Below are 24,139 nucleotides of genomic sequence, written 5' to 3'. Positions count from 1 at the left end.
CACGGCGCGTCGGCCCAGCGAGCGTGCGGGGTCCCGACAGCTCGGCCGACGGCCCGTTCTCGCCTTCGGCGCGCCTCGTCATGTGCCGACCGGCCCGGTGTTCTCCGAGTCCGCCCGCACTCCCTCCCGACGGTGAGGGACGCCGAACCGGTCCCTGGCGAGGCGTCGACCGCGGTGGGGCGCCGTCGGCTGAGCGCCGGGAGGACGGGCCCCGGGGGAGTGGCGAGGTGGCCGACGTGCGGGGTCAGCCGGGCGCCGTCGTGGCTCCGTCGATGAGGCGATCGGCTGCCGCGTCGGTACGGGCGACGTCATGGGTCACCAGGCGGTCCTGGCACAATCCGCGCAGGCCGGAGACGAGCAGCGTGGCCGCGGCTCGTGCCTGCTCCGGCGGGTGACCCAGCCGGACGTACGCGGCGGCGATCGGGCCGATCATGACCTCGACGGTGTCGGCGGCCAACTCGCCGTACTCCTCCGGGTCGGTGGCGGCCAGGCTCAGCAGTTGCAACAGCATGCGGACCGGTCCGGACTGTTCTCCGACGGTCATCGCCTTCCACAGCGTGCGGGCGGCCCGGCGCAGGCCGTCCGTGTCGCGGACGTCGTCGAACATCGCATGAGCATCCGGTCGGTTGGCGATCAGTGCCTGTGCCAGCAGGTTCTCGCGACTGCCGAAGTAGTACAGAAGCATTCGTTTGGTGGTGCCGATGGACTCGGCGAGCGGGCTCAGCGACATCTGGGCGAGCCCGTGATCTTGAAGGTGCGCCACCACCTGCCGGAGCAGCTCGGCGCGTTTTTCGACATTGACTGGGCGAGGCATGACTTTGACTGTACCGGTCGGTACGCATAGGCTCCGCGGAGTGTTGATGTGCCGATCGGTACATTAACTCGACGTTCGCGTCAGCGACGGCCGAGTGCGAAGGGCGTGAAGGGATCTCATGGAACGGGCTGCACTACGGGAAACGGTCACGAAGCGTGGAGCCGCAGGACGTGACCCAGCCGCCGTCCACCTGCCGAGGCGCGGCGCCGCACCTGTCCGTGGCGGCCGGGAGGCGGCCCTGTGAGGCACCGCAAGGAGCACACCGCGGGCGCGGCCTGGGTCAGGACCCTGGCCGAAACCCTGATGTTCCCGACCGTCCTCTTCCTCGGTCTTCTGTTCTGCTTCACCGCGGCCTTCCACGCTCCCCAACCGCATCACCTGAAGGTCGCCGTCGCCCGGCTCGAAACGGAACGCGAGATCGACACCGCCCTGCGCAGGACGCATCCCGGTGGGTTCGACGTCACCGCCGTAGCGGACGCGGGGCAGGCCCGACGGGCGGTGCTCCGGCGGGACGCCGTGGCGGGATACGCCACCGGTCGCGGCCACCCTGTGCTGTACGTGGCCCAGGCCAATGGGACATCGCTGGAACAGGCGTTGGTCCAGGGCTTCACCGAGCTGGCGGCGCACGACCACCAGAGGCTCACGATCACGGACGTGGCGCCCACCGTGAGCAAGGACCGCAACGGCACCACCCTGGTCTACCTCGGTGTCGCCTGGAGCGTACCCGGCTACATACTCGCGACCACCCTGTTGCGGGCCGTGACCTTCAACCGCCGTAAGAAACTGATCACGATCGCGGGCGTCGCCGCGTCCTTCAGCGCGGTGGGCTACCTCGTCGGCACATGGCTGGACTACCTCCCCGACGAGCCCTCGGCGCTGGCGATCGGATTCCTGCTGACCATGGCGGTCGCCACGTTCTCCGCCGGCATCGCGCCGTTCACGCGGCAGTTCTTCCCCCTCGTGGGCATGGGGCTGTTCATCGTGCTGAGCGTTCCCACCAGTGGCGTGGCTCCCGTCCCACTGCTGCCGACGTTCTTCCAGGACCTGCACGCCGTGATGCCGTTGGGCAACGCGGTGGACGCCCTCAAGGGGCTGCTGTACTTCGACGAAGCAGGCGTGCTCGGACCAGTCCTCGTGCTCTGTGCGTGGATCACCGCGGGTGTCGCCCTGCTCGGGCTCGACGCGTGGCGGCACCGGCGCGAGGCCGCCGGGGAGAACGTGGAGGAGGCCCAGGAGGACATCCCGGAGCCTCCGGTCGAGGATCCGTCCGTGGAGGCTCCCGCACCCACCGCGCTTCCCGTTCACCATCATCACCACTTCGGCGAGCCGCTGCCCATGCTGGAGGGCACCGTCCGTGACGACGAGCAGCACCCCATCCGTCATGCCGCCGTGACCGTCATGGACACCCGCGGCCGGCAGCTGGTGCGGACCTCGACGAACGCGCAGGGCGAGTACGCCGTGACCGGCCTGCCCGAGGGACACGTCGTCCTGGTCGTCTCCTACCCCGGCCGCCACCCGGTGGTGCACCAGAAGCTGGTGCAGTCCGGCGTGGCCGTACGGGCCGACTTCACCCTGCACGGCCGCACCCGCTGGACGTCGTACCGGGCGCTCTCACAGCACTGATCCGAGCGCGGGCCGCCTCTTCTGACGTGCCTCCGCCAGCGTGCGCGTGGACCGGCACCGGGACCGGCATCCGATGGTCCGGTCGGCCGACGGGCGGCGGGCGACGGCCGACCGGCGACGAAGCCCGTGTCACAAACGAGCGCCATGCCCGGTCAGCCCTGTGTGCGGAGACGGGCGAGCGGAAGATCGTCTCAGTCGAGTGTGGCGGCGCCCTGTGACGCATGCATAGATGCACGACATATGTGTATTTGCCCCAATTATCGCGAAAGGCACGTCATGAAGATCGCAGTCATCGGCGGAACCGGGCTGATCGGCTCACAGGTCGTCCAGAACCTGAACGCCGCCGGACACGAGGCGGTACCGCACTCGCAGTCCACCGGAATCGACGTCATCAGCGGTCAGGGGCTGGAACAGGCGGTCGCCGGCGTCGACGTCGTCGTCAACCTGACCAACTCGCCGACCTTCGACGAGGCTTCACCGGCCTTCTTCCAGACCTCGATGGACAACCTCCTGGCCGCGACCCAGAAGGGCGGTGCCGGACACTTCGTCATCCTCTCGATCGTGGGCGTCGACCAGGTGCCGGGGTTGGACTACTACCGCGCCAAGGTCCTGCAGGAAGACATCCTCAAGGCGGGACCGATTCCCTACTCGATCGTCCGGGCCACGCAGTTCATGGAGTTCATGGACGCCGTCCTGTCCTGGACCACCGACGGTGACACCGTCCGGCTGCCCGCCACGCCGATCCAGCCGATCGCCGCCCAGGACGTGGCCCGCGCGGTGGCGGAGGTCGCCGCGGGCACCCCGCTGAACGGCATCCGCAACATCGCCGGCCCCGAGGTCTTCAACCTCGACGAGCTCGGCCGGATCACCCTGTCCCACAAGGGTGACCCCCGTAGCGTGGTCACCGATCCCACGGCCGGTATGTTCGCCGCCGTGGAGGGTGATGTCCTCACCGACACGAACGCGCACCTCGCCCCCACCCGATACACCGACTGGCTCTCCTGACCGACGATGCCCGACTGACGGCGAGCTGAGCTCCGGCCGGCGCAGCGGGCGACAGCACCGACACCGGGACGGCGGTACACCTTCGGGACCGCTCCGCACCGACACGCTCACGACCGAGACGCTCGATCGCTCCACGGTGGCGTCTCGGCCGTTTGGCGTGCCCGCGGAAGCGCACGTGCGCAGGGTGTGGACACCAGGTGTCCACACCCTGCCGGCGTCGCCCGGGTGAAGATGCGGACGGGGCGTCAGCGCACCGAGACGACCGTCAGGGACTTGACGGGGCCGGCGCCGCGCAGGGTGAGGTCGAACAGCAAGTTCCCCTGCCCAGGGCGCAGGTCGGCCGTGTGAGCAGGGGCGATCTCCCGTTCCGGGCCCTGCTGGCGCTCGCCCTGACGCGGCCCGTCGATGACGGTGACGTACACGGTGGACGGCCCGGTGTTCCGTACCCGGACCTGTGTGGTCGTTGAACAACGCCGGGGCGCGTCGGACGTCGGGCACACATGACGCAGGTCACCGAAACCGTAAGTGCCGCAGGACAGCTCCTCGTCGGCGGGCAGAGCGGAACGGCAGGTGCGCCCGGCACGCACAGGGTCGCCGCCCGTGTCGCCGCCGTCGCGCGCGGACGAGGTGCCCACGGCGACCAGGGTCACGACGGCACAGCCCGCCCACGCGGCGGCCGATAGGCGATCGGGGCGTCTGCGAGCGGTCCACAGTCTGGAGTGACGTACGGAGTTCACCGGAGTCCTCGACACGGTCGGTGGTTTCACACCATCAAGCACCGTCGGTTGACAGCGTTCTCCCACCATGACCATGCACCGAGTGGATCTGTGACACGGACGCGCCAGTCCTGTCCGCCGGCAGTGTGCGGCGGCACTGCCGCGCCGGTGACGCACGCATCGCCCGCAGGCTCCCGAAGCGGGGCCCGTGAGGAGGCGCCGAGTCGTGCCTCTCGGACCGCCTGTCGGTCCATGGCGAGACCGTCTGCGGAGGCGGCGGGCGGTACTTCAGGCCGGTAAGGCGATCAGGCGGCAGTCGGACAACGTCGTGAGGCCGGGGCGCCGGTACTGCGGCCCGGGCGGGTTCGCCACGAGCGAGGCGGAGCGCACCCTCTTCCCTGTGCCGCCCGGAGCGCGGTCATCGTCAGCGGCGCGCCGATGCCCGGTCGGCGACGCGCTTCGATGACGGGGACGAGGAGATCCCGGCCACCCCTTCGGCGGTGAACCACCGTGGACGCGACCACCCGGCCGACCCGGCCGCGACGCTGGATGCGGCCGGTTCGGCCGGTGCACGCGCCGGCCCGCGGGTGGAGACGAGCGACCATGGCGAACGTGTCTCCGGTTTCCTCACTGTGCGAGTGGCGGACATGGCGGCCTTCTCCGCACATGCCGTCGCGAACGGTGCCGACTTCCTCACCGAGCCCGTCGACCGCGGATCCGAGCTGCGCTGCTGTTTCCGTGATCCCGAGGGCTACGGCATCGAGGCAGGCCAGTCCACCGGTCTGCTCGTAGGCTCCCAAGCGGCCACGCCCACAGAGTCCAGTTGGCGACCGCCCGGGCCGGTGTGCGGTGTCGTGACCGCCGAGAAACTCACGCCTCTTCGTTCACCCAGCTCATCAGCTTGCGCAGCTGCTTGCCGGTGGTCTCCAGCAGGTGCTCGGAGTCCTGCTTCTTGTACTCGTTGTACTTCTTCAGGCCCCCGTGGTACTCGTCCATCCAGTTCCGGGCGAAGGAACCGTCCTGGATCTCGGCGAGGACCTTCTTCATCTCGGCCTTGGTGGCGTCGGTGATGATGCGCGGACCGGTGACGTAGTCACCCCACTCCGCGGTCTCCGAGATCGACCAGCGCATCTTCTCCAGACCGCCCTCGTACATGAGGTCCACGATCAGCTTCAGCTCATGCAGGCACTCGAAGTAGGCGATCTCCGGCTGGTAACCCGCCTCGGTCAGCGTCTCGAAGCCCGCCTTCACCAGCGCGGCCGTACCACCGCACAGCACCGCCTGCTCACCGAACAGGTCGGTCTCGGTCTCCTCGGTGAAGGTCGTCTTGATGACACCGGCACGGGTGCCGCCGATGCCCTTGGCGTACGACAGGGCCAGCGCGAAGGCACCGCCGGAGGCGTCCTGCTCCACCGCCACGATGCAGGGCACGCCGCGGCCCTCCTCGTACTGACGGCGCACCAGGTGACCCGGACCCTTCGGCGCCACCATGCAGACGTCCACACCCGCCGGGGGCTTGATGAAACCGAAGCGGATGTTGAAGCCATGACCGAAGAACAGCGCGTCGCCGTCCTTCAGGTTCGGCGCGATGGACTCCTCGTACACCTGGGCCTGGATCGGGTCCGGGACCAGGATCATGATGACGTCGGCCTCGGCGGCGGCCTCGGCCGGGGTCACCACGCGCAGGCCCTGCTCCTCGGCCTTGGCCTTGGACTTCGAGCCCTCGTGCAGACCGACACGCACGTCCACACCGGAGTCACGCAGCGACAGGGCGTGGGCGTGGCCCTGGCTGCCGTAGCCGATGACCGCGACCTTGCGGCCCTGGATGATGGACAGGTCGGCATCGGCGTCGTAGAACAGCTCAGCCATGGGGTACACCTTTCATGGGTAACTCCCCGGGCGCATGCTTGGCGAGAGAGCGACCGAGAGCGAGCATGGCGCCTCCGGAGAGCGGGGAACACGAGAAACAGGGCCGGGGGAGTCCGGGTGTGTCCTGCCAGGCAGGGGTTCGGAAACCGCGGCAGGACCGCCGCCGTCGGCCCGGCGGTCGAAACACTATCTCACACCTACCATGCGTCGACGGATGCGCGCGCAGTGGTTCCTCAGCGTCCGAAGTGTGTTGCGCGATGCTGGGGCGGGCAGGTCGTGCGACTGCTCCCGCCTGTGAGTGTGTCGCAGCACAACTACCCTCTGAGGACTGCCACTTCGGCTCGATCAGCACCGATGGTTGCCTGATCTCAGTCTCCGTGTCACAGATGGGTCGTCTGCCCTGTCAGTGAGGTGACTCCAGGGTATGGGCCTGTTCTTCCGGCTGCGAACGAAGAGCTCCGTCGTCCACTTGGCGGCTTCAACGCTTCGCAGTCAGTTGCCGGGGGTCTGTTCCCTTGCTTCTACGACACCGAAATGAGCTTCTCCTCATGTTTCAGGACCAGCCCGACAAGGTCGACACCGTCTCGACGACAGGTATCGCCACGTTGGACGATCTTCGCAGGCACTTGCAGTGGGCCATCGAACTCGAACACGCCACGCTGCCGCCCTACCTCACGGCCCTGTACTCCCTCGACCCCGAACGGAACGCGGAGGCCGCACAGCTCATCGGAGGCGTCTTCGTCGAGGAGATGATCCACCTCGCCCTGGCTGCGAACCTCCTCAACGCGGTCGGCGGACAGCCGCGCCTGGACGCGCCGCACCTGCTGCCCCCACACCCGCGGACCATGCCGCACGCCGACCCCTCCATCGAACTGTCCCTCCTGCCGTTCGGGCCGGAGGCCCTGGAGATGTTCCTCCGCATCGAACAGCCGGCGCACTCGGGAGATCCGGCCGAGGGCGACAACTACGAGACGATCGGGCAGTTCTACGACGCCATCGAGAAGGGGCTGCGGCGCCTGTGCGCCGAACTGGGTGAGGACCAGGTCTTCACCGGCGACCCCGCCCGCCAGGTGGCCGGTGGTCCGTTCGCCCACACGGCAGGGCACCTCAACCCGGTCACCGACCTCAGCTCGGCGCTCGCGGCGCTTGAGGAGATCGTCGAGCAGGGTGAGGGCGCGGCCCGCGCTGACGTCTGGGACGGGGACATGGACCTGTTCCACCCCGAAACCAAGGCGGTCTCCCACTATTACCGCTTCCAGGAACTCGCGGCAGGGCGCCGCTACCAGCCCGGTGACACGCCCGAGTCCGGCCCCACCGGGGAGGCCGTGACCGTGGACCCCGCCGGCGTCCGCCCCTTGCGCCCCAACCCGCGGCTGGAGGACCACCCCGAGGGCAGCGCGATCCGCACCGCGCAGGAAGCGTTCAACCAGACGTACTGCAAGATGTTGCACCAGCTGGAGCAGGCCTTCAACGGCAACCCGGCCATGCTGGGCATGTCGGTCGGCACGATGTACGCGATCAAGGGACAGGCACAGAGCCTGATGGCGATGCAGGACGACGCCGGCCTGGCCGCCGGCCCCACCTTCGAGTACGTCGCACCCGAAAACCGGGCCTGAGCCCTCCATCTCCTCCGGTTCGGATCATGCCCGGATCATTTCAATCTGCCGTTGTCCGGTCGGGAGGTCTGCGTCACGGTCCGTGCCGGACCCGGATGGTTTGATGCGCGGCGGACTTGTTCTCGCCGGGTCGCCCGCACCACACCCTTTGCCGGCCCGTCCACACCAGGTCGCCTGTAAGGGACCCTCTGCCCGCGCCCGTCCCCTCCAGGTCGCCCACACCACATCGCGCGCCCGGCCGCCCCCGCCCGGCCGCCCCCGCCCGGCCGCTCCCGCCCGCCCGCAACCGCGCGCCGTCACCGCCGCGAGATCGCGGAGACGTCCTCGTCCGTCGAGCCCTCGGAGGCGGCCACGCTGCCCAGCAGGCGCAGCGCCGCCTCGGTGGGTGAGCCGGGCTCGGCGGTGTAGGCGATCAGCCGCTGTCCGGACGTACCGGGGATGACGAGGTTCTCGAAACTGAGGTCCATCGCGCCGACGAGCGGATGGTGCAGCCTCTTCACGCCCGAGGTGCAGGTGCGCACCGGGTGCCGTGCCCAGCGGGAGGCGAACTCGTCGCACTGGACGGTGAGCTGGCCGACCAGCTCGGCCAGCCGGCGGTCGTCGGGGTGGCGGCCGGCCACCAGGCGCAGGGAGGCGACGGCGAGCTGCGCCTCCTCGTCCCAGTCGGTGTACAGCTCGCGGTACTGCTCGTCCAGGAACAGCATCCGCGTCAGGTTGGGCCGGTCGGCCGGGGTGTCGGGGCTGTCGGACGGCAGGTGTCCGGCGAGCAGGGCGTGGCCCAGCGCGTTCCAGGCGAGGACGTCGTTGCGGCGGTCCAGGACGAGCGCGGGCACGTCCGTCATCGCGGCCAGCAGCTGGCGTGCGGAGGCACTGGCGTGTTCCACCCGCGGCGGTGCCGGGCGGGACGCGGCGGACGGCCGGGCCAGGTCCTTCAGGTGCGCGGTCTCGTCCTCGGTGAGCCGCAGGGTGCGGGCGAGCGCGTCCAGCACGGCGTCCGACGCGCTCGTGGCACGGCCCTGTTCGAGACGGGTGTAGTGGGTGATGCTGACGCCGGCGAGCATGGCCAGCTCCTCCCTGCGCAGCCCGGTGACGCGGCGGCGGGTCGGATGCGGCGTGATGCCGACGTCCTCGGGCCGCAGTGCGGCGCGGCGGGACTTGAGGAAGTCGCCCAGCTCGGACGGAGCGTCCATCGATGCCTCCCCTGTCGTACATGCCCGGCCGCACGGCCGCCGGGTGACCGGTGCTTGCCGGCGCAAGCAGCTCTTCGTCCATGATGCCCGCAGGTCACGGCAGTCGGGAGCGGTAAGGGTGGTCATGAGATGACCACCCTTGCGTTGACTGTGCGAGACAGGGTTCTGGCTGGGTTTCCCGACGCGGACGAGTCTCTTTCCCGAACGGCGCGCAAGACGCCCGTGCTTGAGAGAAAGGGATATCGACCTCATGTCCATCACCGATGCGGAAACCGCCGGTACGGCCGGTACTGCCGGTGCCCCCGGTGCGGCCGCCGGTACGGCCCCGGCCGTCCTCACCCCCCGGCTGCGGCTGGTGCTGGTGCTGCTGCTCGCGGCCCAGTTCATGCTGGCCGTGGACTTCTCCATCCTGAACGTCGCCCTGCCGGTGATCGGCGAGGGCCTCGGCTTCTCCCTGGCGCACCTGCAGTGGATCGGGACCGCGTTCGCCCTGTGCGCGGCCGGGTTCACCCTCCTGTTCGGACGTGTCGCCGACCTTTTCGGGCGTCGGCGGCTGTTCCTCGGCGGCCTCGCGGTGCTGGGCGTGGCCTCGCTGGCGGGTGGCCTGGCGCAGAACCCCGAGGTGCTGATCGCTGCGCGGGTCTTCCAGGGTCTGGCCACCGCGGCGGTGACCCCGGCCGGGCTGTCCCTGCTCACCACGTCGTTCCCGGAGGGGCCGCTGCGTGAGAAGGCCCTCGGTCTGAACGGCGCGCTGATGTCCGCCGGGTTCACCACGGGCGCCGTCCTCGGTGGTCTGCTGACCGACCTGCTGTCGTGGCGATGGGCGTTCTTCATCAACGTTCCGGTCGCCCTCGTCGTCCTCCTCGTCGCGCCGACCGTCATCAAGGAGTCCCGTCCCGACGAGCGCCCGAAGCTGGACGTGCCCGGCGCCGTCAGCGTCACGCTCGGTCTGCTCGCCATCGTCTTCGGCCTCACCCAGGCCGGCGAACACGGCTGGGGCTCGTCCTCGGCGCTGCTGCCCCTGGCTGGCGGCATCGTGCTGCTCCTGGTCTTCCACGCCGTCGAGCGCAAGGTGGCGGCGCCCCTGGTGCCGATCGGTGTGCTCGGCAAGCGGTCGGTGGCCTGGGGCAACCTCGCCGGTCTGATCGCCTTCCTCACCGAGACCTCCCTGGTCTTCCTGCTCACCCTCTACCTCCAGGAGGTCCTGGGCTTCTCGGCGCTGGCCGCGGGCCTGTCCTTCGGCGTGCTGGGCATCGGCACGGTCGTCGGCGGATCCGTCGCCCCGAAGGTCATCGGGAAGATCGGCAGCAAGAGCACGGTGATCGTCGGCGGGCTGCTGCAGACGGTGTTCACGGCCGCCCTGCTCGGCCTCGGCGACGACCGCGGGTGGATGTGGCTGCTGCTGGTCGCCACCTTCGCCGGCGGCGTCGGGAACATGCTCGTCATCGTCGGCTTCATGGTCACCGCCACCTCCGGGCTGGCCGACCACGAACAGGGCCTGGCCACCGGGCTCGCCACCATGACGCAGCAGATCGGCATCACCATGGGCACGCCGATCATGAGCGCCATCGCCACCGCCGCGATGACCGGCACCGGCGCCTCAGCCATCCTCGGCGGCCTGAAGGTCGCGATCGCGGTGAACGCCGCCATCGTGCTCCTGGGTGTGCTCACCAGCGCCGTCTTCCTGCGCGGCGCGGCCTCCCGTGCACAGTGACGCCCCGCGGTACGCGCCGCACGACGACCGTCCGGGCCGCCGCGAGGCCGTCGCGGTCCGCCCGGACGGCCGTCGGCCCGGCGGGCCCGCCTGGGAGGCCCTGTGGCTCGACGCCGGGACGCACCGCATCCCGGTCCGGGTCTACCGCCCCGGCGCGGAAGCCTCCGGCTGGCTCGTCTGGGCGCACGGCGGCAGCTGGCAGGCGGGCTCCCTGGAGCACTGGCACGAGCCGGTCATGGACCTGGCGCGGGTCTCGGGATGCACCGTGGTCAGCACCGGCTACCGCCTCGCCCCCCGCTACCGGCACCCGGCCCAGCTCGACGACCTGCTCACTGCGCTCGCCTGGGCCGAGGAGCAGGCGGACGGCAAGCCGCTGGCGGTCGGCGGGGACAGCGCGGGCGGGACGCTGGCCGCTTGCGCGGCCCTGGCCCGGCGCGACCGGAACGAGCCGCTGGCCGCGCAGGTGCTGGCCTACCCGCCGCTGGACCCCGGCTGCACCGCCCCCGCCTACACGCGCGACCCGGGCGCGTTCCCGGCCGCGGACGACCTGCGGCGGGCGTGGCGGATGTACCGCGGCGGCGCGGGTACGGCCGTAGGTGGCGGCGTACCGCTGTACAGCACCCCCCTGGAGGCCGACCGGCTCACCGGGCTGGCGCCGGCCGTCCTCGCCGTCGGAGCCCTCGACCCGGTCCGCGACGACGTGACGGAGTACGCCCGGCGGCTGCGCGAGGCGGGCGCCTCCGTGCGGCTGCGGGTCTTCCCGCGCACCCCGCACGCGGCCTTCCTCGCCGGTGACGGCCCCGGACAGGGGAACCCGCGTCTGCGGCGCTGGCTCGGCACGACCCTGCGCCGGCACCTCACGTCACCGAAGGAGACGACATGACCACCGCACACAGCGAGGCCGAGCTGCCCCACCTCGCCGCACTGGCCCGGCACTTCGCGGACCTGCGTGACGGCACCCACGGCGAGGGCGGCGACACGCTCACGCGTCAGGGCAAGGAACGGCACTTCGAGCGCGCCGTGGAACTGCTCCACCCCTATGCCGTCCAGGTCCTTCAGGAGTTCGACGCCGCCCTGCTGCTGAACACCGGCGAGGTGACGGCGAGCGGCGTGCGGCGCACCTCGGACGGAGGGCTCGGGGCCGAGTGGACGCTGTCCTGGCCCGAACAGCGGGCGGCCGGGATCGCCCCCATCACGCTGCTCGCCTTCTACGGCCGGGGCTTCCACCACCCGCACCTGCGGGGCGCGACCGTCCACGACTGGCCGCTGAACGTGTTCACCCCCGAGCAGGCCGCGGCCGAGGTGCCCACACTGCGGGCCATCGCCACCGGGGACCTGCACAACCTCGTCTTCCAGCGCGACTACCGGATCGTGCCCGCCGTCGTGCGGGCGGGACAGTGAGAGGAGCAGCGCCGATGGTCCCGCGGTTGTCGGTGCTGGACCAGTCGCCCGTCGGCGCGGGCTTCACCCCGGCCGACGCCCTGCGGGCCTCGGTCGACCTGGCGCAGGCCGCCGAGGAGTGGGGTTACGTCCGCTACTGAGTGGCCGAGCACCATGGATCGCCGGGGTTCGCCGGCAGCGCGCCGGAGGTCCTGGCGGCGGTCCTGCCGGCCCGCACGAGCCGGATGCGGGTGGGCACCGGCGGGGTGCTGCTGCCCCGCTACTCGCCGGTGAAGGTCGCCGAGGTCTTCGGCGTACTGGCCTCGCTGTACCCGGACCGGGTCGACCTGGGCCTCGGCCGCGCGGGCGGTCCGGCCCACGACTTCCCGGAGCGGGTGCGGGCGCTGCGGGTGCTCCTCGGCATGGACGGTGCCGAGCCGGAAGCGGGGGAGGGGGCGCAGGCCCCGCCCGTGCCGCCGCGGATGTGGCTGCTGGGCGCGGTCGGCGGGTCGGCCGCCCTGGCGGGGGAACTGGGGGCGGACTACGCGTTCGCCCACTTCCTCGATGCCTTCGGCACGGCTTTCGTCGCCGGAAGGAATCGCGTGCCCGGTCCGGCGGTCGGGATGACGGCTTTCATCAAGCGGCGGGAACTGGTCATGCGGCGAATTCATCGACCGGGCGCCCGGCCGGACGAGGGCTTCCGGCCGATGCGGAACCGATTCAGTAGCTCCGCCCTTCACCTGCGCCCGCCAGGGCCGCCGACCGCACGGTGAACTGCTGAGTTCGCGCGGTGGGCGAGCCCGCGGAGCGTGAACGTACCGAAGACGTCGATCCGGTTTGCGTTTCCCCCTCACCCACTCTCGGGAGAAGCGGCACACCGCCAGGTGGACACGGGAGGCGACGCGCTGTGTCGAGGACGAGGTCGCCCGGTGGCCCGAGCAGCAGCGCGAGCAGACCCGTACCGGCTCCGACCGGGCGGCGGCGTCCGCCGGATCCGGGACAGCGCTGAAATGCGACGTCCCGGTGGTACGGGGGAGAACCACCGGGACGTCGCCACCCAGCCTACGCCGCACTATTCGCCCGCGTGCGGAGATTGCGGGACGCGTCCGGACACGGTCGTACGGGCCGACGGCTGCCCGGCCCGACGACGTCGTCCGATGCCCACAGCGTGAACACCTCCACCAGCGTCCCGGCCGCGGTGCGGGGGCACGGACGCGGCGAAGAAGACCGTGGGCCGCAAGCGGAGCAGCGTCACCGACACCGTGTGACTGCTGCCGGCGGTGCCGGTCAGCGAGGCGACCGCGCAGGACTCCGTCCCAGGGACCGAACTGATCGCGCCGGGCGGCGGTCATGACACGACGGCAGCCCCTGCGCTCGGCCGGAATACCCGTGCGAACACGCGCCGTTGATCGCAGGGAACAGGTCTCGTGACGGAGCCGAAGCGTCGCATCGAGAGAACGGAGCATCCGGCGTGGACGTCTTCATCATCGGCATCACCGGCGGCATCGGCGATGCGCTGGCGCGGAGACTGCGTTCTCGGGGAGACACCGTCCACGGGCTCGTTCGCCGGGATGACCAGCGGGCCGCCCTCGCCGCGCACGGCGTTCGGGCAACGATCGGCGACCTTGCCGGCATGACGGTGGAGGAACTGGCGGCGGCATTCGGCGGCGTCGACGTGATCGTCTTCAGCGCCGGCTCGAACGGCGGCAGCAAGGAGGTCACGCAAGCCATCGACGGCGACGGGGTCGTCAAGGCGGTCAATGCGGCACGCCTCGCCGGTGTGGAGCGCTTCGTGCTGGTGTCGGTGCTTCCGGAAGCGTGGCGGGAACGCAGCCTCGGCGACGAGGTCGAGTACTACTTCGCCGTGAAGAAGAGTGCGGATGTCGCTCTCAGCCGCAGCGACCTGAACTGGCTGATCCTCCGTCCGTCCCTCCTTGTCGACGACCCGGGAATCGGCACCGTGTCCCTCGGGCCGGCCGAGTTCCACGGCCAGATCGCCCGCGAGGACGTGGCCGCCACGCTCGCCGAACTGCTTCACGAGCCGCGGATCGGCCGGCAGATCCTCGAACTCAACACAGGATCGACCCCCATCCAAGAGGCGGTCCGGGCGAACGTCCGCTCCTGACCACCCGGTCGGCTCACCCAGGCCGTGGGATGAGGCCGCCAGCCGCGGACAGGCCCCCGCCACCGCGCAACCAGCGGCTACCACGGCCGAGCGAGACGTGCGTTTCCGTCGGGGGGCCGGGTTGCGATGGACGGTTCACACGATCTTGAGAGTGGTGCCGCTGTTCTCCAGTGCGGTGGTCTCGTCGGCGGGCGCGGTGGCGTCGGTGACGAGGATGTCGACCAGGGTGGAGGGTCCGACGTAGGCGTGTGTGGTGCGGCCGAGTTTGCTGCCGTCGGTGGCCGCGATGACGCGACGTGCCGATGTGATGACCGCTTTCTTCACCGCTGCTTCGTCGAGGTCGTAGGCGGTCATGCCGTCGCCGGCGGTCAGACCGCAGCAGCCCAGGACGGCGGTGTCGAACCGCAACACCGACAGGGAGGCCAGGGTGAGGGGCCCGGTGAGGGCTCCTTCGCCGGCACGGGGCCGGCCCCCGGGCACGAGGAGTGCGGTCGGCTCGGGGGCGCTGCTGAGGACATCGATCGCCTGCAGTGACAGGGGCATCACGGTGATCTGCCGTCCGCGCAGCAGGCGCGCGACTTCCAGACAGGTCGTGCCGCTGTCCAGCAGGACGGTCTCACCGTCGGCGATGAGCGCGGCCACCTCCGCCGCAATCCGGCGTTTGGCGTCGACGGCTTCATGGGCGCGCAGCGCGAAGGGCGGTTCGTCCCCTCGCAGGAGGAGCGTGCGAGCCCCGCCGCGGAACCGTTCGAGGACGCCTTGCGCGGCCAAGTGGTCCAGATCCCGACGGACGGTCATTTCCGAGGCACCCGTCAGGCCGGCCAGTTCCGCGACTGTGGCCGTTCCCGCCTTCTGGACGGCCTGGGCGATCAGTCGATGACGTTCCACGGTGCTCATACCGTGATTCAACACCACTCCTACCGAACATGTGAGACGTTCGAACGCCCTCGTTACAAACAGAGTCTATGTTCGTTATGGTGTCCCCATGGAAAGAGCGCTGCGCGTCTCACGCTTTGTGACGTTTGTCTATTTCATCCTCAATGGCACGTTGCTGGGCATGTGGGTGGTACAGATCCCGGCCGTCGAGGAACGCGTGGGCATCAGTCACGCGGCCCTGGGCGGGTTCCTCGTGCTGCTGGGGGCAGGGGCCTTCGCCGGCATGCAGGTCGGCGGGCGTCTGTCCGACCGGCTCGGCACGCGCAGCGTCGTCCCGGCGGCCGGAGTGCTGTGCAGCGTGACCCTGGTGCTGCCCGGTCTCGCCCAGGAACCGTGGGCCCTCGGAGCAGCACTGCTGGTCTTCGGTTTCGGGAACGGCACCCTCGACGTGAGCATGAACGCGCACGCCGTGCAGGTGGAGAAGGCGTACGAACGGCCCGTCATGTCGGCCTTCCACGCCACGTTCTCCGTCGGGGGCGTCCTGGCCGCGCTCGCCGGCGCCGTGGCCGGCGGCATCGGATGGCACCCGACCACGACGCTGGGCGTCGCCGCAGGCGTCGGCGTCGTCACCTCCCTGGTATCGGCCCGTGGTCTACTGCCCGCCGAGCCGGCCGCCCCCGTGACCGATACGGAGGGGGAGCCGGAGGTGAGGAACCGATCCGTTCCCACGCGGATCTGGCTCCTGGCCGTACTGGCTCTGCTGATCATGCTGTGTGAGGGAGCCGCCAACGACTGGAGCGTCCTGCATCTGAAGACCGTTCTGGGCGCGCCGGAGAGCACCGCCGCCTTCGCGTATGGGACGTACGCGGCGACGATGACCATCGGCAGGCTCCTGGCGGACCGGATATCCGCGCGGTTCGGGCCCGTCGCCGTCCTGCGGGGCGGCTCGGCCCTGGCCGCCGTCGGCATCACGGTCGTGACCTTCTCGCCATGGGTCCCGGGGGCACTGGCCGGCTGGGCGCTGTTCGGTCTGGGCCTGTCCGGCTGTATCCCGCAACTGTTCAGTGCCGCGGGACACACCGACCCCGCGGCCGCCGGCACCAATGTGTCCCGGGTCGCCGGACTCGGCTACATCGGCATGCTCGCCGGACCCGCTGTCATCGGCTGGATGACCCATGTCATGGCCCTCAACCGCACCTTCCTGCTCCTCGCCCTGTTCTGCGCGACGGCTGCCGCAGCGGCCGGCGTCCTGCGGCCCTCGCCGGAGCGGTCGCGGGTGGCCGAGCTGACACCCTGACCGCCTGCGCGGCGCGGCCTGACGACGCGCCGCGCAGGCTTCTCATCGGCCGTTCGCAACCATTGCGGGGTTCAGTGGCGCTCGGTCGCTCACCTGCCTGGCACAGGGCGAAGGAGAGCAGAATGACGCGGCCGGCGGCGCGACGGCGGCCCACTGCTTGATGCGCGGCGTTGACCAGGCGAACGAGCCCGAGTCCTCGCAGCCGTCGCAGCGCCGCTGACCGGCGCGTCCTTCCCGATCACCCCAGTTCGGGAATGTCCCGGCGGCGCTGACGGACGGTGCCGCGAAGAACAACGCCCCGCCTGTGGACGGGTGTCCGTCGCCGGTGTGTCCGTCCGATCCGCGGCGCCGGCGCGGGCAGTAGGCACGCGACTCTGCCGGTCTCGCGGTCGGGGCGCGCCGCCTGGAGTCTGTGTCAGGTCCGTGGGGAAGTGGCAGACCGGTTGTGAATATCACGGTCCCTTTCCGTGCCCTTCGCCGCAGCATTGCTGCAAAGCATCGAAGTCGAGTGTGCTGATATGGCAGGTCGATATCCTGATATCTGGCCCCATATCCACCGCCGGGCTGGGCGGGCAGCATCGAGGACGGGGCCAGTCGCCTGCGCCCGGAGGGCTTTATGATCTCCAACGGAACTACTGGCTCCGCGTCCGTCCTCCTGTCGCCGACGATTCTTGGCGACCGCGAACGCAATCGTCTGAGCGGATCGCGTGACGGTGACGCAGGTGAAGAAGGGTGAACTCCATGGCTCTCGGGCTGCTCCGACGTCGGCGTTCCCACGATGCCGGACCGAGCATCTCGGTCCCCCTGCCGCCCGGTGCCGGCGCGTTCGGCTTCGAGGTCGTCGATCCCATGGAGCAGCCCATGGGCGGAGCCGAGGTCACTGTGACCGCGCTGGACAGCCACAGGGTCGCGACACGCGGCACCACGGATCCCCACGGGTACTTCATAGCGACGCTGCCACCGGGCTCCTACAGCGTGATGATCGCGGCTGAGGGCCTGTCACCCGCCCGCGAGACCCTCGACATCGCCGCCGGGGTGGCTCTGCCCCCGGTGCGCGTCGCGCTCCAGCCGGCCCGCCAGATGGAACTTCCCACAGCCGGAACCTGGTTGTTCGACCCCCCGCACACCGCTATCCGGTTCATCGCCAAGCACGTGGGCATGGCCCATGTCCACGGGCGGTTCACCCGCTTCCAGGGCGGCATCCGCATCGCACCGAACATGGCCGACTCAAGTGTCTCGGTGCGCATCGACGCCTCCAGCGTCACCACGGGCAACAACACCCGCGACAACCACCTGCGTTCCGCCGACTTCCTGGACGTCGAACGCTACCCGTACATCGACTTCACCAGCACCCGGTTCGCCCACCGCGGCGGCTCCAAGTGGACCCTGCACGGCACACTCACCATGCACGGCACCAGCCGCTCCGTCGGCCTCGACACCACCTACCTCGGGATGGTCAACGGAGGCTACGAACAGGAACTGCGCTGCGCGGCTCTCGCGAAGGCGGAACTGCATCGGGAGGACTTCACCCTCAACTGGCGCTCCATGCTGGCCCGCGGCATCGCCGTCGTCGGACCGACCGTCCAACTGGAGCTGGACGTCCAGGCGATGTACCGCACCCACGACACGCCCACGCCGCCGCAGTAGGTCTTCACACGGGGCCGCACCCCCGGGTGTCGCGCTCCAGTCGGCCCTCCGAGTCGCGGTCGACCGGGAGGGGGTTCGGTGCCGACGGAATGGTCGACTACGCGGCGGTCGGCTTCGCGAGTCGGTCCGCGACATCGACGTCGTACTCGACACGATCGGTGGCGACACCGTCGAGCGGCCGCTCGAAGTGTTCCGCCAGGCGGTCACCTGGCGACGGTGGTCGCCGGGTGGCTTGCAAGGGGTGCGCCTGCCAAGGCCCGCCTCAGCCGGTACCACCTGCTGCTTGTCTCCGGCGGCCGGCCGGTGCAGCCCGGCTGGTGCCGCGAAGGTGTCGACAGGTTCCGGTTGGTGCGGGACGAAGCTCATCGCCCGGGAGCGGTCAGGACCGTGTTCTCAAGGGGCGTTCCCTCGGCGTAGCGCCGCAGCTGCCGCCGGAGAAACTCCCGGGAAGCATCCTCGAAGGCGTCCGTGAACGCTCCGACGTGTGGGGTCAGCAGCGCGTCGGGCAACTGCCACAGGGGGTGGCCGGCGGGCAGTGGCTCGGGGTCGGTGACGTCGAGGGCGGCCAGCAGCCGACCGCTCGCCACCTCGCTGGTCAGCGCGTCGGTGTCGACGAGTTCGCCCCGGCCGACATTGACGACTATGGCGCCGTCGGGCAGCAGGGCCAGGGTCCGTGCGTCGAACATGGCACGCGTCCGGTCGGTCGCCGGCGCACACAGGACGACCGCGTTCATGGCCGGAAGGAGGTCGTGGAGGGCCTCGGCGCCGTGAACCACGCCGTCCGCGGTGGTGCGGGGCGTGCGCGCGAGCCGGACCACCGTGCAGCCGAGCACCCTGAGCCGTTCGGCGACGGCCCGGCCCACCGGCCCCTGCCCCACCACGAGGACGCGCTTGCCGCCGAGAGTGGTGAGACTGCGCGGCTTCCACTCCTCGCGGCCCTGCTCACGCGCGAACCGGCCGATGCCGCGTGCGGAGGCGATGAGCAGGCCGACGGCCAGCTCGGCGGTCGGACCGGCGTGCACTCCGCGTCCCGTGCACAGTCGGGCACCGGACGGCAGCAGGTCCAGATGGGGCAGGAGATAGTCGTACCCGGAGCTGAGCACCTGGAGGATGTCGAGGCCGCGGCTGCGGGACAGCGCGTCGACTAGCGAGCCGTACCCGGTCGTGCCGGGGAAACCGGTCAGGAAGCGGACATCCTCGACGGGGGTGGGGTACAACTCGGTGCCGTCCCAGAGGTGACAGTCCAGTTCCTCGGGAAGGTCCCCGAGTTCCTTCGGCTCGTACGGTATCCAGACCACGGGTTTGCCGATGGCGTCTGCCGACATGCTGCCTTCCTTGGTGCTCGTGCGGTCACTACTGGGCCTGCGCCGTCGTAGAACTGACAGAGCGTCAGGCAGTCGGAAAATCGATGATCGGCCGCCGGACGTCGCCCGGGTACGAGCCCGGTGGCCGACGGACGTTGCCCGGTACCAGCCCGGTAGCCATCGGCCCGCCGCCGACCACCGCGGGCCTCCCGCTACGACGGTTCGGCCGGACCGACTGTGCCGAACTCCCCGCCGAGCTGCCGCCCTTGAAATCCGCGGCACCTCACCGACGGTGGGGCATGCCACCGGTGCCGTCCACGCTCTCCGCGGTCGCGCGGCGTGCGGGCCGTGCGAACGCGCCGCAGCCGTCAGTCCAGCGGCTTGATGGTGCCGGTGAGGGCCAGCGGGGTGCCGTCCGGCAGGGTGATGCGCGAGTGGACCACACCGCGCTCGAAGTCCTCCAGGTGAGTGATGGTGGCGCCGGACTCCTCCTTCCAGGATGTGAGGAACACGTCAGGCCGGATCTCCGCCGCGGTGATGGCCACCGTCTCCACGTGACCGTCCGGCACCATGCCCCCGCCGGCGACGACGGTGAAGGTCATGCGTTCCTCGGACTCGAAGTGCACTTCCAGGGTCAGCAGGCCCAAGTCGACGAAGTACCGGCGCTCGGTCATCCGCTCCTGTGACATGACATACCTTCCTGATGGGACTCATGCGGTCCCCATCAGGTTTTCTCAGGTCCGGCACCGAGCCATCCGTCATCCGACCTACGACTCCGCATCGCAGCCCCGGACTCGGGCGACGGTCGTCGCGCCGTGGTGCCGTGGCGACACGTGAACGCGCACCGGGCGCTGGACGGCGTTCACTGTCGTTGCCGACGGCGGCGCAGGCGGCCACGACAGCCACGACGAACGCGTGGGTGAGGTTGCGGGGGCAGGGCGGGGATTGCTTTCCGGGAGATGCGATGGTGTGCGAACGCGGAACGGCGCGGAGCGTCCGGCCGTTGCCGACCGAAACAGGCGGGCCCGGTTCCCGAGGCGGTGCTGGATCAGCGGCGCGCCGGGCCGCTGCCGATCGGCAAGCAGCGTGCGGTAGGTGCCGTCGGTGTCGCGGCGCACGATGGCGTTGCGTGCCGGGTGGCGAAACCGATCCGTGCCGTCTGGCGAATTGGATCGGGCCTGGCCGGATACCCCGCTCCAGCACATACTCGGTGCCGTCGAACTCCCGCACCTCCTTCGGCGGCGAGGCCGGCGCGACGCGGCCGGCAGCGGGCCGACGGCCGGCAACTGGGCAAGGTGCGCTGGTTGGTCGAGCGCGCCTTCGCCTGACCGCCCCAGTTCAAACGGCTCCGCACCCGCTGCGAGTGACGCGCCGATCTCCCCCGGGCCTGCCCGGACCGGCCTGCAACCTCATATGGCTCCGCCGCCTGCGAACCTCCTGAAGCGATCAGGTGGCCACGGCGAACCTCCCCGGCGCTTGCGCAACCGCCGTGCCAGGGGAGGCGGGGTCGTCCCGCCACCGTGCGACAACTACCGCACACCCTCCATCCCAGCCCTTGCTTCACCTATCGAATCTCGATAGATTCCGATCGCTATTCGATGGAAGGATGGGTCATGGGAAAGCTGACCGTTCGTGCGCTGCGGGCCGTGCTCGTGGTGGTGCTCACCGGCACCGTGTTCGTGCAGGCATTGATGGTGTGGACATTGGTCAGCGGGAGCGACCCGGAGGACGGTTCGCTCCCGCTGACCGCGCTGCGCCTGATCACGATCCTGGGCATGGTGGCGGTCCAGGTCGCCCTGGTCTGCGTATGGCGGCTGGTGACGATGGTGCGACGCGGAACCGTGTTCTCCCACGCCGCCTTCCGGTACGTGGACGGCGTGATCGGCGCGATCGTGGCGGCTGCCCTCGTGTGGTTCGCGGTCACGGTCATCAATGCGCCGGGCCAGCGGGACGACCCGGGCGTCACCCTCATCATGGGCGGGGTCGGCGTGGCCATCCTGGGAGTCGCGCTCATCGTGCTCGTGCTGCGCATGCTGCTCGCCCAGGCCGTCGCGCGTGACGTCGAAGCGGCGCAGATGCAGGCGGAGTTGGACGAGGTGATCTGATGCCGATCGTCGTCGACATCGACGTGATGCTGGCCAGGCGCAAGATGTCCGTGGGCGAGCTCGCGGACCGCGTAGGGATCACCCCCGCCAACCTGGCGGTACTCAAGAACGGCCGCGCCAAGGCGGTGCGCTTCGCGACGCTCGCCGCGCTGTGCGAGGTGCTCCAGTGTCAGCCGGGCGACCTGCTGCGCTGGGAGGCCGAGGACGCCACGGGCGAATGACGTGCCCTTCCAAGATCATGGAGTTCCCGACGCCACGTGGTCCGAGTGGAAGAGCGTGTCCGCCGACGCGCCATCGCCGATCGGGCATCAGCGACGCCCCGTCCGTCCGTGAGACTTGCGGCGGCCGTCGCCGGCTCGCCGCGGGCTGGGGGCTGAGCTCGGTGCAGGCATCCGTCGGTTGGTCCAGCGGTGGTGGGCGCTGGCGCTCGGCGGTCAGGACGGCTGGACTTGGTCGAAGAGGGCGAGGGCTTCGGCGGGGTCCGGGCTCACGAGGCGTTCCAGGCCGGCCGTCGTGATCTTCGCCCACCTGTCGGCCCGTGCCCACATCTGTTCCTCGAAGGCGCGGACGGCCTCGTCCAGATGCTCAGGGCCGGTGGCGATGGACTCGGCGAGTTCGGCGCCGTCCAGCATCGCGAGGTTCGCGCCTGCCCCCAGTGGGGGCATCAGGTGGGCGGCGTCGCCCAGTAGCGTCACTCCGGAGACGTGGGTCCAGGTGTGGGACACGGGCAGGACATAGAGGGGGCGGTGGACGAACGCGCTGCCGTGGCGGAGGAGGTCGAGGACGGGAGCGGCCCAGCCGTCGAACAGAACCAGCAGGCTCGATCGCACGGCCTCGACATCGTCCAGGTCCAGGTTCGTGTGCCAGTCCAGCGGCGCGCGGAACTTGGCGTACACCTTGACGTGGCCTCCGCTGTTGCGCTGGGCGACGAGGGAGCGGTTGACGCCGTACACAGCCACGGAACCGTCGCCGATCAACCGCGCGAGCTCGGGGTGGCGGGTGTCGACGTCGTCCAAGGAGGTTTCCACCGAGGTGACGCCGGTGTAGTGCGGTGTGGCCGAAGAGACTGCGGGGCGCACCCGGGACCAGGCGCCGTCCGCGCCGACCACGAGGTCGAACGTCTCCTGTCGCCCGTCCGCGAAGTGGACCAGTACGCCGTCCCGGGTCCCTGGCACCACCCGCGTCACACCGCGCCCCCACTGGACGTCGACAGGGCCGAGCAGCAGGTCACGGAGTCTCCCGCGGTCGATCTCGGGATTGGCCCGGTCGTCTGGGCGGGGTCGCCAGTCGCGCAGGACGGTCCCGTCCGTGTCCAGGATGCGCATGGCCTGCCCCTCGGGGCGGGACAGCGCCTGGAACTCCGCCAGCAGCCCCGCCTTGTCCATCGCGACCTGGCCCAGCCCTTCCTGCAGGTCCAGTGTGCCGCCCGGAGGGCGCGCGTCGGGGGCGGGGTCGCGTTCGAGGACCGTGACGGGGTGACCATGGCGGTGCAGGACACGGGCGAAGGTGAGGCCGGCAGGACCGCTCCCGACCACGGCGATACGACGTCTCATGGCGATACACCGTATTGCCTTGATGCAGCGCATCGCAACAGTACGATGTCACCATGACTGTGTGGGACCGGCCGGAGCCGACGAATCGCCCCGTGCCGCTGGACCGGGAGCGGATCGTCGCCGCCGCCATCGCGCTGGCCGACGAGGGCGGGCTGGACGCGGTGTCGTTGCGCAAGGTCGCCGCCCGGCTGAACGCCGGCCCGATGCGGCTGTACGGATACATCGCCACCAAGGAGGAGTTGTTCGACCTCATGGTGGATGAGGTCCAGGCCGAGATCCTCCCCGAGGAGCAGCCCGGTGACTGGCGGGAGGCGCTGCGCATCCTCGCCCACCGCACGAGGCAGGCCGCTCTGCGTCACGAATGGCTCGCCGATCTGCTCGGCGGCCGCCCGACCCTGGGCCCGAACGGCCTGGCCGTCACCGAGGCCACACTGGCCGCCCTCGACGGCCTCGCCGACATCGACACCGTCATGCGCGCCGTGGAGACTGTCAGCGCCTACTTCACTGGCGCCATCAGGCGCGAGATCGCGAACCTGCGGGCCGAGCGCGCCACGGGCCTGTCCAAGCGCGACTGGCAGCGCGCCTCCGGTCCGCATGTGATGAGGATGTTGGCCACGGGCCGCTTCCCGGCGCTGGCCAAGGCGGTGCACGACGGTACGGACGTGGATGCCGAGGCATCCTTCGCGACCGGCCTGGACTGGGTTCTCGACGCCGTGGCCGTCAAACTCGCCCGGCCGCAGGCGTGACGCCCTGCCCGTGCCCGAGCGTCGGTCGTGCGCATGATCCGATCATCCGAGTCGCTGGACGCCGGGTTGGCGACGTACGGGAATGTTCGCCGGGCGGGTGTGGTTGAAGGGCTCGTGATGGTGAAGGGACAGTGTCCCCGGGCCTCAACCACTGCATGCGAGGACGATCGTTCGGCTGAAGCCTCGCATCGCCTTTCGCCGCGTAGGCGACCGCCCTTCACGATCACACCCCTCGTGGGTTCAGCCCCGGCCGGCACGCTGGCCGGGGCTCATTCGCACCAGTGCGCGATACGGAGGGCCTTGGCCGGTCGGCAACGTACGCACTGCGGTACCCGGCTCCAGGTCAGGAGCCCCGCATGGCCTTGATGTCTTCGGCCTGCTTCGCCGCGCCGCCGATCGCCCACTCGGCGCTCGGTGTCTCAGTGATGAACGCGTGCGTGGACTGGCGCATCGGCTCGCCTGCGATCTCGATGAGAGTTTCGGAGAGGCGTTCCACCAGTTGGCGCTTCTCCTCGTGAGTGAAGACGCCCTCGATGACCTTGATCTCCACGACAGGCAT

General features: G+C 70.3%; 22 protein-coding genes and 4 pseudogenes. 15 read left to right on the top strand and 11 right to left on the bottom strand.

Annotation, left to right across the window (positions count from 1 at the left end):
* Positions 1–244 precede the first annotated feature (244 nt).
* Positions 245–814: a TetR/AcrR family transcriptional regulator gene (locus C3492_RS14400; protein ID WP_103812145.1), complete on the bottom strand. Its 570-nt coding sequence runs from the start codon at positions 812–814 to the stop codon at positions 245–247.
* Positions 815–1,054: 240 nt separating this feature from the next.
* Between C3492_RS14400 and C3492_RS14395 the strand changes: the two genes are divergently transcribed.
* Positions 1,055–2,437 carry a carboxypeptidase regulatory-like domain-containing protein gene (locus tag C3492_RS14395; RefSeq protein WP_258055703.1) on the top strand — a complete coding sequence of 461 codons (1,383 nt, stop codon included), beginning with the start codon at positions 1,055–1,057 and terminating at the stop codon, positions 2,435–2,437.
* Positions 2,438–2,713: 276 nt separating this feature from the next.
* Positions 2,714–3,442: an SDR family oxidoreductase gene (locus C3492_RS14390; RefSeq protein ID WP_103812144.1), complete on the top strand. Its 729-nt coding sequence runs from the start codon at positions 2,714–2,716 to the stop codon at positions 3,440–3,442.
* 245 nt (positions 3,443–3,687) lie between these two features.
* Here C3492_RS14390 and C3492_RS14385 read toward each other — a convergent pair whose 3' ends face one another.
* Positions 3,688–4,077, bottom strand: coding sequence for a hypothetical protein (locus tag C3492_RS14385; protein WP_146075687.1), 390 nt, complete (start codon positions 4,075–4,077; stop codon positions 3,688–3,690).
* A 581-nt stretch (positions 4,078–4,658) separates the two neighbouring features.
* On the opposite strand from C3492_RS14385, the pseudogene C3492_RS46905 reads away from it, so the two are divergent.
* Positions 4,659–4,910 (top strand): annotated as a pseudogene (locus C3492_RS46905) (VOC family protein); the annotation flags it as partial.
* Positions 4,911–5,028: 118 nt separating this feature from the next.
* On the opposite strand, the gene ilvC reads toward C3492_RS46905, so the two are convergent.
* Entirely contained in the window at positions 5,029–6,027 is a 999-nt protein-coding gene (gene ilvC, locus C3492_RS14375; RefSeq protein WP_103812142.1) for a ketol-acid reductoisomerase, read from the bottom strand.
* A 548-nt stretch (positions 6,028–6,575) separates the two neighbouring features.
* Here ilvC and C3492_RS14370 point away from each other — a divergent pair.
* A complete protein-coding gene (locus C3492_RS14370) occupies positions 6,576–7,643 on the top strand; it encodes a ferritin-like protein (protein WP_103812141.1) in 1,068 nt (355 codons plus the stop codon).
* A gap of 296 nt (positions 7,644–7,939) precedes the next feature.
* On the opposite strand, the gene C3492_RS14365 is transcribed toward C3492_RS14370, so the two are convergent.
* Positions 7,940–8,833, bottom strand: coding sequence for a helix-turn-helix transcriptional regulator (locus C3492_RS14365; RefSeq protein ID WP_103812140.1), 894 nt, complete (start codon positions 8,831–8,833; stop codon positions 7,940–7,942).
* A 250-nt stretch (positions 8,834–9,083) separates the two neighbouring features.
* Between C3492_RS14365 and C3492_RS14360 the strand changes: the two genes are divergently transcribed.
* From C3492_RS14360 to C3492_RS45770, 5 genes and pseudogenes are all read left to right on the top strand, one after another.
* Positions 9,084–10,547: an MFS transporter gene (locus tag C3492_RS14360; RefSeq protein ID WP_103812139.1), complete on the top strand. Its 1,464-nt coding sequence runs from the start codon at positions 9,084–9,086 to the stop codon at positions 10,545–10,547.
* Complete coding sequence (locus C3492_RS14355) at positions 10,537–11,430, top strand: alpha/beta hydrolase (protein WP_258055702.1); 894 nt, start codon at positions 10,537–10,539, stop codon at positions 11,428–11,430. The genes C3492_RS14360 and C3492_RS14355 overlap by 11 nt, the downstream gene beginning before the upstream one ends.
* A complete protein-coding gene (locus tag C3492_RS14350) occupies positions 11,427–11,948 on the top strand; it encodes a hypothetical protein (RefSeq protein WP_103812138.1) in 522 nt (173 codons plus the stop codon). Before C3492_RS14355 ends, C3492_RS14350 begins: the two co-directional genes overlap by 4 nt.
* A gap of 14 nt (positions 11,949–11,962) precedes the next feature.
* Positions 11,963–12,088, top strand: a complete 126-nt coding sequence (locus tag C3492_RS45775; protein WP_258055701.1) for a hypothetical protein — start codon at positions 11,963–11,965, stop codon at positions 12,086–12,088.
* A pseudogene (locus C3492_RS45770) lies at positions 12,089–12,301 on the top strand (LLM class flavin-dependent oxidoreductase); the annotation flags it as partial.
* A gap of 194 nt (positions 12,302–12,495) precedes the next feature.
* Here the strand turns inward: C3492_RS45770 and C3492_RS45765 are convergent.
* Positions 12,496–12,585, bottom strand: a pseudogene (locus C3492_RS45765) (UTP--glucose-1-phosphate uridylyltransferase); the annotation flags it as partial.
* An 813-nt stretch (positions 12,586–13,398) separates the two neighbouring features.
* Here C3492_RS45765 and C3492_RS14335 point away from each other — a divergent pair.
* Positions 13,399–14,052 (top strand): NAD(P)H-binding protein, encoded by a 654-nt coding sequence (locus tag C3492_RS14335; protein ID WP_103812137.1) that lies wholly within the window; start codon positions 13,399–13,401, stop codon positions 14,050–14,052.
* Between the two features lie 135 nt (positions 14,053–14,187).
* Here C3492_RS14335 and C3492_RS14330 read toward each other — a convergent pair whose 3' ends face one another.
* Positions 14,188–14,949 carry a DeoR/GlpR family DNA-binding transcription regulator gene (locus tag C3492_RS14330; RefSeq protein WP_103812136.1) on the bottom strand — a complete coding sequence of 254 codons (762 nt, stop codon included), beginning with the start codon at positions 14,947–14,949 and terminating at the stop codon, positions 14,188–14,190.
* Positions 14,950–15,037: 88 nt separating this feature from the next.
* Between C3492_RS14330 and C3492_RS14325 the strand changes: the two genes are divergently transcribed.
* The gene (locus C3492_RS14325) at positions 15,038–16,225 is read left to right on the top strand and encodes an MFS transporter (protein WP_181140367.1); all 1,188 of its coding nucleotides are present in this window, start codon (positions 15,038–15,040) and stop codon (positions 16,223–16,225) included.
* A gap of 741 nt (positions 16,226–16,966) precedes the next feature.
* Positions 16,967–17,872, top strand: a complete 906-nt coding sequence (locus C3492_RS14320) for a YceI family protein (RefSeq protein WP_181140366.1) — start codon at positions 16,967–16,969, stop codon at positions 17,870–17,872.
* A gap of 362 nt (positions 17,873–18,234) precedes the next feature.
* Here C3492_RS14320 and C3492_RS14315 read toward each other — a convergent pair whose 3' ends face one another.
* The 3 genes and pseudogenes from C3492_RS14315 to C3492_RS45760 form a co-directional block, all read right to left on the bottom strand.
* Positions 18,235–19,197: an NAD(P)-dependent oxidoreductase gene (locus C3492_RS14315; protein ID WP_103812134.1), complete on the bottom strand. Its 963-nt coding sequence runs from the start codon at positions 19,195–19,197 to the stop codon at positions 18,235–18,237.
* Positions 19,198–19,544: 347 nt separating this feature from the next.
* Positions 19,545–19,865 (bottom strand): hypothetical protein, encoded by a 321-nt coding sequence (locus C3492_RS14310; RefSeq protein ID WP_103812133.1) that lies wholly within the window; start codon positions 19,863–19,865, stop codon positions 19,545–19,547.
* Between the two features lie 493 nt (positions 19,866–20,358).
* Positions 20,359–20,439: pseudogene (locus C3492_RS45760) on the bottom strand (succinyl-CoA--3-ketoacid-CoA transferase); the annotation flags it as partial.
* A gap of 350 nt (positions 20,440–20,789) precedes the next feature.
* On the opposite strand from C3492_RS45760, the gene C3492_RS14300 reads away from it, so the two are divergent.
* Both C3492_RS14300 and C3492_RS14295 read left to right on the top strand, forming a co-directional pair.
* Complete coding sequence (locus C3492_RS14300; protein WP_103812132.1) at positions 20,790–21,281, top strand: DUF2975 domain-containing protein; 492 nt, start codon at positions 20,790–20,792, stop codon at positions 21,279–21,281.
* A complete protein-coding gene (locus tag C3492_RS14295) occupies positions 21,281–21,502 on the top strand; it encodes a helix-turn-helix transcriptional regulator (protein WP_103812131.1) in 222 nt (73 codons plus the stop codon). The genes C3492_RS14300 and C3492_RS14295 overlap by 1 nt, the downstream gene beginning before the upstream one ends.
* A gap of 213 nt (positions 21,503–21,715) precedes the next feature.
* Here the strand turns inward: C3492_RS14295 and C3492_RS14290 are convergent, their stop codons facing one another.
* Positions 21,716–22,834 carry an NAD(P)/FAD-dependent oxidoreductase gene (locus C3492_RS14290; protein WP_103812130.1) on the bottom strand — a complete coding sequence of 373 codons (1,119 nt, stop codon included), beginning with the start codon at positions 22,832–22,834 and terminating at the stop codon, positions 21,716–21,718.
* A 53-nt stretch (positions 22,835–22,887) separates the two neighbouring features.
* Between C3492_RS14290 and C3492_RS14285 the strand changes: the two genes are divergently transcribed.
* Positions 22,888–23,580, top strand: a complete 693-nt coding sequence (locus C3492_RS14285) for a TetR/AcrR family transcriptional regulator (protein WP_103812129.1) — start codon at positions 22,888–22,890, stop codon at positions 23,578–23,580.
* A gap of 343 nt (positions 23,581–23,923) precedes the next feature.
* Here C3492_RS14285 and C3492_RS14280 read toward each other — a convergent pair whose 3' ends face one another.
* Positions 23,924–24,139, bottom strand: coding sequence for a tautomerase family protein (locus C3492_RS14280; RefSeq protein WP_103812128.1), 216 nt, complete (start codon positions 24,137–24,139; stop codon positions 23,924–23,926).

It is taken from the genome of Streptomyces sp. Ru62 (assembly GCF_002920615.1).
Classification (GTDB): Bacteria; Actinomycetota; Actinomycetes; order Streptomycetales; family Streptomycetaceae; genus Streptomyces.
The sequence above is the reverse complement of the archived record's forward strand: the minus strand, read 5'-3'. Positions and strand labels throughout refer to the sequence as shown.